The sequence below is a fragment of the Lonsdalea britannica genome (assembly GCF_946477055.1).
Lineage (GTDB): Bacteria > Pseudomonadota > Gammaproteobacteria > Enterobacterales > Enterobacteriaceae > Lonsdalea > Lonsdalea britannica_A.
The window spans coordinates 1-11,686 of sequence record NZ_CAMKXG010000098.1 but is presented as its reverse complement, the minus strand read 5'-3'; the positions used below and the strand labels follow the sequence as shown (position 1 = coordinate 11,686).

The following is an 11,686-nucleotide window of genomic DNA, read 5'->3' as shown; positions in this document are numbered from 1 at the left end:
CAAAACCTGCTTCGCTTCAGCGCAGTAAATAACATCATGCCGGACACGGCGTTAGGCGATCTTGCTGCTGTTCCGAGGCGAGATGCCGGGCGTAAGGCGCCAGATTACCGATATGCGCTGCTACCCACTCGGGGTTGTAATAAGTATCCAGGTAGCGCTCGCCGCTATCACACAGCAGCGTCACAATCGCGCCTTGACGCCCTTCAGCTTTCATTTTCTCAGCTAGTTGCAGCGTGGCCCACACATTGGTGCCGGTAGAGGGGCCGACTTTGCGACCAAGGACGCTTTCCAGCCAGTGAAGTGTCGCGACGCTGGCGGCATCAGGGACTTTAATCATGTCGTCTATCACGCTGGGAATGAAAGACGGTTCGGCACGCGGGCGGCCAATACCTTCGATTCTGCTGCTGCAGGCGGAGGTCAGCGTACGGTCCTGCTGACGGTAGCAGTCATAAAACACCGAGTTTTCGGGATCGGCGACCACCAGCTTCGAATCCAGTCCTTTATAGCGAATATAACGCCCGAGGGTGGCGGAGGTTCCCCCCGTGCCCGCGCTCATCACCAGATAATCAGGAACCGGGAAAGGCTCTCTGGACATCTGGTGATAAATGCTGTCGGCAATGTTGTTGTTACCACGCCAGTCTGTCGCACGCTCAGCGTAGGTAAATTGATCCATATAGTGGCCGTTCAGATCGCGGGCCAATTGCTCTGAGGCTGCGTAAATTTGTCCCGACTGCTCGACGAAGTGGCAGCGGCCGCCATAAAACGTAATTTGCTCGATTTTACGTTTCGCTGTGCAGGCGGGCATCACGGCAATAAACGGCAGCCCCAGCAGGCGAGCAAAGTAAGCCTCGGAGACGGCGGTGCTACCTGACGAAGCCTCGATGATCGTCGTGCCTTCCTTGATCCAGCCATTGCTGAGGCCATACAAGAACAGTGAGCGTGCCAGCCGATGTTTCAGGCTCCCGGTGGGATGGGTGCTCTCGTCCTTCAGATAAAAGAATATACCGGGGTAGGCGGGTAACGTCAGGCGCATGAGGTGCGTGTCGGCGGAACGTTGAAAATCAGCCTCAATCGCGCTGACGGCGTTTTTAACCCATGTGTTAGTCATAAAAGAACTTCCGTTGTATCTGAAGGATGCGCTTAGACTACCGTGCTTATGAGGAAAAAAGATTGCATATTTTTCTTTATTTGCCCTAAATGAGAGAAAATTTTTCTATGGTTATCCCCTATGCTAGATAAAATCGACCGCACTTTGCTCGCTCTCTTGCAGCATGACTGTACGCTTTCACTGCAGGCATTGGCCGAGGCGGTCAACCTGACATCGACACCCTGTTGGAAACGGCTGAAGCGTCTGGAAGAGTCGGGATATATCAAGGCGCGTGTTGCCCTGCTGGATAATGAACGATTGGGGCTGGGGTTGACGGCGTTTGTGCTTCTGAAAACTCAGCAGCACAACAGCGACTGGTATCGGGACTTCTGCCGCTTTGTGTCCGATATGCCGGAAGTATTGTCCTTTTATCGCATGGCCGGTGAGTACGATTACCTGATGCAGGTTCGGGTAGAAGATATGAAAAACTATGACAATTTCTACAAGCGGCTCGTCAAAGGTATTCCGGGGCTGGTGGACGTCACCTCCAGCTTTGCGATGGAAGAGATCAAACACACCACGGCGTTGCCGATAAAGGTCTAAATTTATCCCTTTGGGCAATCATGTATACTATTGTTCTGCCCGCAATAATAATGATGCTACTAGCTTTGGAATGAAGACCGCGTGAGACTTTTTGCTCAACTAGGATGGTATTTCCGCCGTGAATGGAAGCGTTATCTGGGGGCGGTAATCCTCTTAATCGTCATCGCCATACTGCAATTACTGCCTCCGGCGCTTGTCGGGATTGTCGTCGATGGTGTAACGCAACACGATATGCCGGCCGCTACCGCGATGGGGTGGATCGGGCTGATGGCGCTGTCCGCCGTATTAACTTACGTGCTGAGATATTTCTGGCGCGTTCTGCTGTTTGGCGCGTCCTATCAACTGGCGGTAGAGCTGCGTGGTGATTTTTATCGTCAACTCAGCCGTCAGCATCCTGCCTTTTATCTGCGTCATCGCACCGGAGATTTGATCGCGAGAGCCACCAATGACGTCGACCGAGTGGTCTTTGCTGCCGGTGAAGGCGTGCTGACGTTTGTCGATTCTCTGATGATGGGGTGCGCCGTGCTGGTGGTGATGTGCACACAGCTAAGCTGGCAGTTGACGCTGCTGTCTTTGGCGCCGATGCCGATCATGGCCATCATTATCAAGCACTACGGTACGCAGCTGCACCACCGTTTCAAAGCCGCTCAGGCGGCGTTTTCAATGCTGAATAATCAGACGCAGGAAAGCCTGACCAGTATCCGGATGATCAAATCGTTTGGGCTGGAGGATTATCAGTCACAGCGTTTTGCCGAAGTGGCTGCGGATACGGGCGCCAAAAACATGCGGGTGGCTCGCGTGGATGCGCGGTTCGATCCCACGATTTATATTGCTGTCGCCTTATCCAACCTGCTGGCCATTGGTGGCGGTAGCTGGATGGTGATCCACGGGACGATGACGCTGGGCGAATTGACCAGTTTTGTTATGTATCTAGGACTAATGATTTGGCCGATGCTGGCACTGGCCTGGATGCTGAATATCGTTGAACGCGGCAGCGCTGGCTATAGCCGTATTCGTCAGCTCCTGTCCGAGAAACCGGTGGTGGTCGATGGTGTTCAGCCTCTGCCGGACGAGCCCGGAACGCTGGCGGTAGATATTCAGGCATTTCATTATCCGCAGCACGGTCAGACCGTATTACATAACGTCAGTTTCACGCTGCAACCGGGAAGAATGCTGGGACTCTGTGGTCCCACCGGTTCCGGAAAAAGTACGTTAATCTCTCTGTTGCTGCGTTCATTCGATGTAGAGGCGGGGTGCATTTCTTACCATGGCCTCCCGCTTGATAGCCTGCGTCTGGATGACTTGAGGAGCCGGTTCGCCGTCGTAGGACAAACGCCGTTCCTGTTTGCCGATACGGTCGCGAGCAATATTGCCTTGGGACGACCGGATGCGACCGTCGCGCAAATCGAGGAAGCGGCTCGTTTGGCTCATGTCCACGACGATATTCTGCGCTTGCCGCAGGGGTATGAAACCGAAGTGGGCGAGCGTGGGGTCATGCTCTCCGGTGGGCAGAAGCAACGTATTGCGATTGCACGCGCGCTCCTGCTGGAGGCCGAGGTGCTGGTGCTGGATGATGCGCTTTCCGCCGTGGACGGACGTACTGAACATGAAATATTGAATAACCTGCGTGAGTGGGGAGAAAGGCGCACCCTGATCATCAGCGCACACCGGCTTTCGGCATTGGTTGACGCCGATGAAGTGCTGGTGCTGCAACAGGGCGGAGTGGCGCAGCGCGGTAATCATCAGGCGCTGTCACGAGAATCAGGATGGTATCGGGACATGTATCGTTACCAGCAACTCGAAGCCGCATTGGACGAGCCAACCTCGCATCAGGAGGTTAAAGGTGAATAATTCACATCCGCTCTGGCCGACGCTGAAACGTCTGCTGGCCTATGGTTCACCCTGGCGTAAACCGCTGGCGGTAGGCATGGTGATGCTCTGGATCGCGGCGGCGGCGGAAGTCGCCGGCCCCATACTCATCAGTTACTTTATCGACCATCTCGTCTCAAAAGGGCAATTTCCGCTGATGCTGGCCAGCGGCCTGGCCGCAGTTTACGTATTGCTGCAACTGCTTGCCGCCTCCCTTCATTACCTGCAGGCGCTGACCTTCAATCGGGTCGCCGTCGGTGTCGTACAGCAATTGCGTATTGATGTGATGGATGCCGCATTGCGTCAGCCGCTATCGACGTTTGATACCCAACCCGTCGGGCAACTCATTTCCCGCGTGACGAATGATACGGAAGTGGTCCGGGATCTCTACGTGATGGTGGTGGCGACGGTTCTGCGCAGCGCAGCGCTCATCAGCGCCATGATGGTGGCGATGTTCAGCCTTGATTGGCGCATGGCGCTCGTCGCGTTGACTATCTTCCCGGCCGTGATGGTGGTGATGGTGATTTATCAACGCTACAGCACACCGATAGTACGCCGAGTGCGCAGCTATCTGGCGGATATCAATGATGGTTTTAATGAAGTCATCAATGGTATGAGCGTTATTCAGCAGTTTCGTCAGCAGGCGCGGTTTGGCAAACGCCTGAGTGAAGTCAGTCAAAAGCACTATCTGGCGCGTATGCAAACGCTACGTCTGGAGGGCTTTCTGTTACGTCCGCTGCTGAGCTTGTTTTCCGCGTTGGTGATGTGCGGGCTTCTGCTGCAGTTCGGCTTTAGCTCGGTCGGTTCGGTAGGGGTTGGCGTGTTATACGCCTTCATCAATTATCTTGGACGGCTTAACGAACCCTTGATCGAGCTGACGACTCAACAGTCGATGCTGCAGCAAGCCGTCGTGGCCGGAGAGCGTATTTTCGCGCTGATGGATGGCAAGCGGCAGGATTATGGCGATGACTTACGCCCGCTGACCAGCGGACGCATCGATATCGACGATGTCACCTTCTCTTATCGCCGCGGCAAACCGGTATTACGCAACATCAATCTGCAAATCCCCGATAAAGGGTTTGTTGCGCTGGTGGGGCATACCGGCAGCGGCAAGAGCACGCTGGCGAACCTGCTTATGGGGTATTACAACCCCGATCTCGGCGTCATTCGATTGGATCAGCGTCCGCTGCCGACGTTGTCGCACTCTGTCCTGCGCAGTAATGTGGCGATGGTTCAGCAGGACCCGGTGGTCCTTGCTGACTCGGTTTATGCCAACGTCACATTGGGTCGAGAGATTGATGAAGAGAGCGTGTGGCACGTGCTGGAAATGGTGCAACTGGCTGAGCTGGTCAGGGATATGCCCGAGGGGATCCATAGTCGAATCGGTGAGCAGGGCAATAACCTTTCCGTGGGGCAAAAACAGCTGCTCGCGCTGGCCCGCGTGCTGGTGAACTCGCCTAAGGTACTCATTCTTGATGAGGCGACCGCTAATATCGATTCCGGGACCGAGCAGGCTATCCAGAAAGCGTTGCGGTTGATTCGCGCTCAAACGACGCTGGTAGTCATCGCTCACCGTTTATCGACCATCGTTGAGGCGGACAATATTCTGGTGCTTAACCATGGAGAAATGGCTGAGCAGGGGACACATACGCAATTGCTGGCTCAGCAAGGACGCTATTATCAGATGTATCAGCTTCAGCTGGCAGGACAGGCCCTTGCAGAGTCTAAACGCTATGACACGGCGGAGCTGACCTCCTAGCCCCCTCTGAACCGCGTCTGATTTTCGGTACGCACCATAACTTAGCAGAGATTCTCCTGCTAAAAGGTAGGATGCACTGGAATCAGGCGCGGCGCACAAAAATGGTGCACTGGTTGTGTGCGCTTTCATTCCTGATTGTCCATACTTTATTCAAACGCGATTTCCGCGATGCGCGCATTCATCACCTTTCACTGCTTTTCCAACGTTAAGCCATTTATGGCACATCAATTGCTTTCAATGATGGCGTAGAGACATTTGATAGTGACGGCACAGGCCTGAACTTAACGGGTTAGGGGGATGAGAATGAAACTGGTGACTGTGGTAATTAAACCGTTCAAGCTGGAAGACGTGCGCGAAGCTCTGTCTTCCATTGGTATTCAAGGCCTTACCGTTACTGAGGTGAAAGGGTTTGGACGCCAAAAGGGCCATGCGGAATTGTACCGTGGCGCGGAATACAGCGTGAACTTCTTGCCTAAAGTGAAAATCGATATCGCTATCGCCGATGACCAGCTCGATGAAGTGATTGATGTGATCAGCAAAGCCGCCTACACCGGCAAAATTGGCGACGGTAAGATCTTTGTCGCCGAACTACAGCGCGTCATTCGCATCCGTACCGGCGAAACAGATGAAGCTGCACTATAACAACTACCTGATTTAGCCTTATAAATAGGGATGAATGAAAATGAAGAAACTATCCTTCTTGTCTGGTCTGGGTATCGCAGCCATGCTCCCGGCATGCGCCATGGCAGACACTGCAGCACCAGTGATCGATAAAGCCGATAACGCTTTCATGATGATTTGTACCGCGTTGGTGCTTTTTATGACCATTCCGGGTATTGCGCTGTTTTACGGCGGTCTGATTCGTTCTAAAAACGTCCTGTCCGTGCTGTCCCAGGTTGTTGTGGCCTTTGCGCTGGTATGTCTGCTGTGGGTCATTTATGGCTACAGCGTTGCGTTCAGCTCCGGCAATGCCTTCTTCGGTAGCCTGAGCAACTTCATGCTGAATGGCATTGATATCAACTCGCAGAGCGGCACGTTCTATCAGTTCATCCATGTCGCTTTCCAGGGCTCCTTCGCGTGCATTACCGTGGGCCTCGTTATTGGTGCTCTGGCGGAACGTATTCGTTTCTCCGCCGCGCTGATTTTTGTGGTTCTGTGGTTCACTCTGTCCTACCTGCCAATGACTCACATGGTATGGGGCGGGGGCTATTTGGCTGCTGACGGCGCACTGGACTTCGCGGGTGGTACGGTTGTGCATATCAACGCCGCGGTTGCGGGGCTGGTTGGCGCGACCTTGCTGGGTAAACGTGTAGGCTTCGGCAAAGAAGCGTTCAAACCGCATAACCTGCCGATGGTGTGCATCGGTACCGCTATCCTGTATATCGGCTGGTTCGGCTTTAACGCCGGTTCCGCCAGCTCAGCCAACAACATCGCGGGTCTGGCATTTCTGACAACGGTGATTGCAACGGCAGCCGCGATTCTGGCCTGGGTGGTCGGTGAATGGGTTGTACGCGGTAAGCCTTCTCTGCTGGGCGCATGCTCTGGCTGTATCGCAGGTCTGGTTGCGATTACGCCTGCGGCAGGTACGGTCGGCGTCGGCGGCGCGATGGTCATCGGTTTCGCGGGCGGCTTTGCCGGTCTGTGGGGCGTGACCGTATTGAAACGTTGGTTGCGCGTTGACGATCCGTGCGACGTCTTCGGCGTTCACGGCGTCTGCGGTATTGTCGGCTGCATCCTGACGGGCGTTTTCACTTCGTCTTCACTGGGTGGCGTGGGCTACGCGGAAGGCGTCACCATGGCTCATCAGGTCTGGGTACAGCTGTTCAGCGTGATCGTGTGTATCGTATGGTCTGGCGTCGCTGCATTCATTGCCTTCAAAGTCGCTGATATGGCCGTTGGTCTGCGCGTACCGGAAGAGCAAGAACGCGAAGGGCTGGATGTTAACAGCCATGGCGAAAACGCATACAACCAATAATCAGTCTCTGGATGCGTGTATCGCACGCCTCGACTGAAATAAAAAACCACCCGTCAGTTTGCTGCGGGTGGTTTTTTTATGGGCGGCTATAAGATCGAACGAGTTATACGCTATGTCGGCGAATAACGCCCTCTTGCATGCTGGAAGCAACCAGAACGCCGTCGCGAGTATAGAACTGACCTCGAACCAATCCTCTGGCGCCGGAGGCCGATGGGCTGTCTACCGCATACAGCAGCCAGTCATCCATACGGAATGGTCGATGGAACCACATGGCGTGATCGATAGTCGCGACCTGCATGCCGGGTTCAAGAAAACCCACGCCGTGAGGTTGAAGTGCTGTCAGCAGGCAGTTGCAGTCTGAGGTGTATCCCAAAAGGTACTGGTGAACGCGCTCATCGTCAGTCAGTGTACCGTTAGCTCGACACCAGACATGGCGGATTGGCGGTTCAACTTCTCCCTTTAGCGGGTTATGAAATTTCACCGGGCGCATTTCGATCGGGCGCTCTTGGGTAAACGTCTTTTTCAATTGAGGCGGCAGCAAATGGGCCAGGCTCTGAGCGATGTCACGCTCCGAAGGCAAACTTTCCGGCATCGGCACCTGCGGCATGACGCTCTGGTGTTCAAATCCTGACTCCGGCTGCTGGAATGACGCGGTCATATGGAAAATAGGACGGCCGTTTTGAATGGCATCTACGCGTAGCGTACTGAAACTTTTGCCCTCGCGCAGGGTGGCAACCTGATAGATTATCGGTTTATGACTTTCTCCCGGCAAAAGAAAGTAACAGTGGAAAGAGTGCACGCTACGTTGCTCGGATACGGTCAGTTTCGCCGCCGATAGCGCCTGACCGACAACCTGGCCGCCAAAGACCTGTCGCAGCCCTAAATCCTGACTTTGACCACGAAATAAACCTTCCTCGATTTTTTCCAGATTCAGCAAATCGAGAAGCTGTTGTAATGCCTGACTCATCATTATCAGCCTTGTCGGTAGTACGCCATGTTGCGGGTCCTTGTGGCGTTAACCACGTGACCCCACTTTTTTGTTTTGGTCCTTTCCGTCATCCCTTATGAAAATATCAAGATATTGAACCATAATTAAAACGCCGAGTGGTTCTTGCTACTTAGCGGTCATCGGATTTTCGCCGAAGGCCAGATAAATGATAAAGGGAGACTTACCAAATGAAATTATGGCATATCTTGGGCGGTATCATGGTATCGATCGGCTTGGTTGGGTGTGCAGATAAAAGTGATAGTGGTGTAGCTCCGGATGTCAGAGGTCCTATCCCGGCGAGCGGCAGCTATCTGCCCGGCATTGCGCAGCCTTCCGTGACCGGTACGGTGAATATTCGACAAAAAATCGCACTGCCAGCGGATGCCGTGTTAACGGTGACGGTTTCAGATGCCTCGCTGGCCGACGCGCCATCGAAAATCATTACCCAGCGGGTGACGTTGACTCACGGAAAACAGTCACCTTTCCACTTCGTTCTGCCCTACAACCCGAGTGATATCCAACCTAACGCGCGAGTGTTACTGAGCGCAGCCGTCGCTATCAACCATCGAGTGACGCTGATTACTGAAAGCGTGGTTCCTGTGATCAATAACGGCGTTCGTTCCGCGGATCTGACTTTGGTTCCTGTGGAGTCTGTACCTGTCCCGGCGAATCCTTCTGTGCCGTTAGCAGCAGGAACGGATGTTCATAGCGGAGCTACGGTGCCGCCGGTCGGTGGTACAACCGTGACCCCTATCCAGTAATCAAAGGCTGACCAACGGCGGGTTATCGGATTTACGCCGTTGGTTGCCAACGAAATAGGTTGAGATCAATTTTACCTGCCAAATTAAACCTTACTCCTTCCGCTACCAGCGCCAGCTTTTGACGCTGGTGGCTAGATCCTGTCAACGATAGCTCGCCTTTTCGATTAATCACTCGGTGCCAGGGGAGCTTTGTGCCTTCAGGCAAATTACGCAATATCGCACCCACTTGACGCGCTGCCCGTGGCGAACCGGCTAAGAGTGCAACATCCCCGTAGGTGGTGACTTGACCAAAGGGGATTGCTGCGATGACCTGAAAAACGCGTTGTCGAAAATTATCTTCGTGCTGCGACATAGCGTATGAAATCTCCTGTTTGCCATGAGAGCGATCGATAGCGCATGGTATCAAGCAGGTGATGGGTAAGAAAACAGCGGTTAGGCCGCGTCGGCTTGCAATTGACCAGTCCATCGCTGATAATGCCCACCGCTTCGCAGTGCGGAGCCGTCAATGGAGGCCCCGTTGGTTCTCCCGCAACACTAACCTGTGGACTCGGTCAGGTCCGGAAGGAAGCAGCCGCAGCAGGCGACGTGTGTGCCGGGATGTAGCTGGCGGGGCCTCCACCATTTCAGATGTTTCTTACCTATTTTCCCTTCTTGTTTTTTTTTATTTTTACGTTTCGTATGATCTTTGTTTAAGAATCTGGCGTTGTCTTGGGTTTTATTTATTGGACATTGTTAGGTTCATGCATTCAATGCCATTGACGGTAAGTTTATAAAAAGACTTATCTCAATCGGTAGGGAGTTGTTTAATAAAATGGGTGTTAAGTTATTTCTGATGAATTAAGGCGGAAGTACGTACATATCAGTTGTTACTAATTTTAGCATATTGCTTAATTTTTCTAATAAGACAAAGGCCGATCATGATATCGGCTCAATGTTCTTTTAGCTTAACCTTGGATGATTAATACGTATTAACGTACGTATTTCCATACGGCGGTAGGGACTTTGTCGTAAAGCTTATTCATGGTTAGCTCGGCCAGACGGTGGTCTGCCGCGGAATAGAACATTTCTAACTCATCGTTAGAGAGTTCATACTTGTTTTTTTCAATAACTCGTTCAAGGGTGTCAATGGTTGTGCATTTGCGCAAACGCATCAAGTAATCTATTTTTTTCATAATAACCTTTATGAATTTTCCTGGGTTAAAATAAGTATAAGGCAAATAATTGCTTAAGTTCTTACTGTTGCATAGCTGCTCTTTTCTGAGAGCATTCTGAATAATTGTGACTTAGATTTTTGCCATCTCCGCAGCTCCGCATCATTAATGCCGTAATTGCTGAAAAGAATATAAGTATCGTCTAAATATTTTTCAACCCGCATGTACAACTCTTCGTCATCCGGGTATTTAATTTTATAGGTGCCAATAAAGGCCGCAATATGCTCAATAAGTTCATTGAGCTGAAGATTTATTGCGGAGGTCGGATCATTCACCCAGCCGTGATTGCTGTCACCTAGTGTCGCGATACTTTCATCGCGCAGATTCTCACACAAGAATCTGAGTTGGGCAATATCATAATGTTTAGGTGAGTACTCATCCATTTCAATCCCTCCGTTAAGCCATGGTTCAGTCTTACTTAGGGTTTACTCCTGCCGTAGCAGGTAACGCGATGAATTGCATAAGAGTGATTACACTCCGTTGTCCTCAAATAGACCAACCAAGGATAACACGGTGAATGTAAAGAATGTCCTCACGTCATTGTAAAAGTCATTCTGCATCAACTATAGCAAAGAACGCGTGGGTTCGCACAGCGCGGACATTTTCTGTAGCTATTGCTGTTATCGAACTCACCGTTTAAATTTTGTAATGTATTAATTGAAGCATAAGACTATTAAACATCTCTTTTTAATCGCGCTGCTTTTACTATGTTAATTAGTTTTTCTGGAATTGAATGTAAGGTATCCATATAAAATGTAACAAAAATAGCATCAGTCAATCTCAACTCTGTTGAATGAGCGGCTGGTGGGATAGGGGAGCCGGCTCCCCTATAGTGGTCAAAAGCCAGACGGCGTTTAAAGGTGATAGAACCAAAACAAGCTGATTCATTAACAGTCAGTGAGTTACCTAAATGTTAAGACCTGTTTAAATCCTACGACAGAAGGGAATTTCTTTCAGGCTTAATTGTTTGTTTATTGATTACAGCATAGAAGTCCGATGAGTTATTCATTAGTGTTTTTTCTTTTTCCGGCCCTGAACCGCATTAAAGCGAGGGTTACTTTTACAAATAACGTAAATTCTGCCGCGTCGTTTAACGACGATACAATCCTTGTGGCGATTTTTGGCGCTACGGAGTGAGCTTAATACCTGCATGACGTTTTTCTCCCGTCTTTAAGATTTAAGAAAATGACCGAATCTTTTCTGAAAGCGTGCGGCGCTTCCTTCTTTTGAATACTCTTTCTGCTTGCCGGTGTAGTATGGATGCGAGGCTGAAGAAACTTCAATGGTGACATAGGGGTAAACTTTCCCCTCATATTCATGCGTTCTTTCCGTGGCGATCGTGGAACCGACGGTGTAGAACGTGTTGGCGCTGGTGTCATGGAAAAGCACGGTGCGGTAGTGAGGATGAATATTGGGTTTCATAATACGCCTTT

13 protein-coding genes and 1 other RNA gene are annotated in these 11,686 nt (G+C 51.6%); 7 read left to right on the top strand and 7 right to left on the bottom strand.

Annotated elements, in window-relative coordinates; translation table 11 throughout:
• Positions 1-34 precede the first annotated feature (34 nt).
• Complete coding sequence (locus Q7O77_RS08630; RefSeq protein WP_304165822.1) at positions 35-1,108, bottom strand: PLP-dependent cysteine synthase family protein; 1,074 nt, start codon at positions 1,106-1,108, stop codon at positions 35-37.
• 120 nt (positions 1,109-1,228) lie between these two features.
• On the opposite strand from Q7O77_RS08630, the gene Q7O77_RS08625 reads away from it, so the two are divergent.
• From Q7O77_RS08625 to amtB, 5 genes are all read left to right on the top strand, one after another.
• Positions 1,229-1,690, top strand: coding sequence for an Lrp/AsnC family transcriptional regulator (locus tag Q7O77_RS08625; protein ID WP_304165820.1), 462 nt, complete (start codon positions 1,229-1,231; stop codon positions 1,688-1,690).
• Positions 1,691-1,771: 81 nt separating this feature from the next.
• The gene (locus tag Q7O77_RS08620; protein WP_304165817.1) at positions 1,772-3,541 is read left to right on the top strand and encodes a SmdA family multidrug ABC transporter permease/ATP-binding protein; all 1,770 of its coding nucleotides are present in this window, start codon (positions 1,772-1,774) and stop codon (positions 3,539-3,541) included.
• Positions 3,534-5,318: a SmdB family multidrug efflux ABC transporter permease/ATP-binding protein gene (locus Q7O77_RS08615; RefSeq protein ID WP_304165814.1), complete on the top strand. Its 1,785-nt coding sequence runs from the start codon at positions 3,534-3,536 to the stop codon at positions 5,316-5,318. The genes Q7O77_RS08620 and Q7O77_RS08615 overlap by 8 nt, the downstream gene beginning before the upstream one ends.
• Positions 5,319-5,621: 303 nt before the next feature.
• Entirely contained in the window at positions 5,622-5,960 is a 339-nt protein-coding gene (glnK, locus tag Q7O77_RS08610) for a P-II family nitrogen regulator (RefSeq protein ID WP_009114005.1), read from the top strand.
• A gap of 40 nt (positions 5,961-6,000) precedes the next feature.
• The gene (gene amtB / locus Q7O77_RS08605) at positions 6,001-7,293 is read left to right on the top strand and encodes an ammonium transporter AmtB (RefSeq protein WP_304165810.1); all 1,293 of its coding nucleotides are present in this window, start codon (positions 6,001-6,003) and stop codon (positions 7,291-7,293) included.
• A gap of 103 nt (positions 7,294-7,396) precedes the next feature.
• Here the strand turns inward: amtB and tesB are convergent, their stop codons facing one another.
• Positions 7,397-8,260: an acyl-CoA thioesterase II gene (gene tesB, locus Q7O77_RS08600; RefSeq protein WP_304165808.1), complete on the bottom strand. Its 864-nt coding sequence runs from the start codon at positions 8,258-8,260 to the stop codon at positions 7,397-7,399.
• Between the two features lie 209 nt (positions 8,261-8,469).
• On the opposite strand from tesB, the gene Q7O77_RS08595 reads away from it, so the two are divergent.
• Complete coding sequence (locus Q7O77_RS08595; RefSeq protein WP_304165805.1) at positions 8,470-9,042, top strand: YbaY family lipoprotein; 573 nt, start codon at positions 8,470-8,472, stop codon at positions 9,040-9,042.
• Between the two features lie 31 nt (positions 9,043-9,073).
• Here Q7O77_RS08595 and Q7O77_RS08590 read toward each other — a convergent pair whose 3' ends face one another.
• Entirely contained in the window at positions 9,074-9,394 is a 321-nt protein-coding gene (locus tag Q7O77_RS08590) for an MGMT family protein (RefSeq protein ID WP_304165803.1), read from the bottom strand.
• A gap of 163 nt (positions 9,395-9,557) precedes the next feature.
• Between Q7O77_RS08590 and ffs the strand changes: the two genes are divergently transcribed.
• Positions 9,558-9,654: signal recognition particle sRNA small type (gene ffs / locus Q7O77_RS08585), an RNA gene on the top strand.
• A gap of 356 nt (positions 9,655-10,010) precedes the next feature.
• Here the strand turns inward: ffs and Q7O77_RS08580 are convergent.
• From Q7O77_RS08580 to Q7O77_RS08565, 4 genes are all read right to left on the bottom strand, one after another.
• A complete protein-coding gene (locus Q7O77_RS08580) occupies positions 10,011-10,214 on the bottom strand; it encodes an HHA domain-containing protein (protein WP_009114000.1) in 204 nt (67 codons plus the stop codon).
• Positions 10,215-10,267: 53 nt separating this feature from the next.
• A complete protein-coding gene (gene tomB, locus Q7O77_RS08575; protein ID WP_026738849.1) occupies positions 10,268-10,636 on the bottom strand; it encodes an Hha toxicity modulator TomB in 369 nt (122 codons plus the stop codon).
• Positions 10,637-11,261: 625 nt separating this feature from the next.
• Complete coding sequence (ykgO, locus tag Q7O77_RS08570; RefSeq protein ID WP_304165783.1) at positions 11,262-11,405, bottom strand: type B 50S ribosomal protein L36; 144 nt, start codon at positions 11,403-11,405, stop codon at positions 11,262-11,264.
• An 18-nt stretch (positions 11,406-11,423) separates the two neighbouring features.
• Positions 11,424-11,675: a type B 50S ribosomal protein L31 gene (locus Q7O77_RS08565; protein WP_304165825.1), complete on the bottom strand. Its 252-nt coding sequence runs from the start codon at positions 11,673-11,675 to the stop codon at positions 11,424-11,426.
• Positions 11,676-11,686 lie beyond the last annotated feature (11 nt).

Bases quoted from the DNA above. Each gene is read 5' to 3' on its own strand.
- Q7O77_RS08630 (WP_304165822.1), bottom strand. From the start codon at position 1,108: ATGACTAACACATGGGTTAAAAACGCCGTCAGCGCGATTGAGGCTGAT.
- ykgO (WP_304165783.1), bottom strand. From the start codon at position 11,405: ATGCAGGTATTAAGCTCACTCCGTAGCGCCAAAAATCGCCACAAGGAT.
- tesB (WP_304165808.1), bottom strand. From the start codon at position 8,260: ATGAGTCAGGCATTACAACAGCTTCTCGATTTGCTGAATCTGGAAAAA.
- Q7O77_RS08625 (WP_304165820.1), top strand. From the start codon at position 1,229: ATGCTAGATAAAATCGACCGCACTTTGCTCGCTCTCTTGCAGCATGAC.
- Q7O77_RS08595 (WP_304165805.1), top strand. From the start codon at position 8,470: ATGAAATTATGGCATATCTTGGGCGGTATCATGGTATCGATCGGCTTG.
- Q7O77_RS08565 (WP_304165825.1), bottom strand. From the start codon at position 11,675: ATGAAACCCAATATTCATCCTCACTACCGCACCGTGCTTTTCCATGAC.
- tomB (WP_026738849.1), bottom strand. From the start codon at position 10,636: ATGGATGAGTACTCACCTAAACATTATGATATTGCCCAACTCAGATTC.
- glnK (WP_009114005.1), top strand. From the start codon at position 5,622: ATGAAACTGGTGACTGTGGTAATTAAACCGTTCAAGCTGGAAGACGTG.
- Q7O77_RS08590 (WP_304165803.1), bottom strand. From the start codon at position 9,394: ATGTCGCAGCACGAAGATAATTTTCGACAACGCGTTTTTCAGGTCATC.
- amtB (WP_304165810.1), top strand. From the start codon at position 6,001: ATGAAGAAACTATCCTTCTTGTCTGGTCTGGGTATCGCAGCCATGCTC.
- Q7O77_RS08580 (WP_009114000.1), bottom strand. From the start codon at position 10,214: ATGAAAAAAATAGATTACTTGATGCGTTTGCGCAAATGCACAACCATT.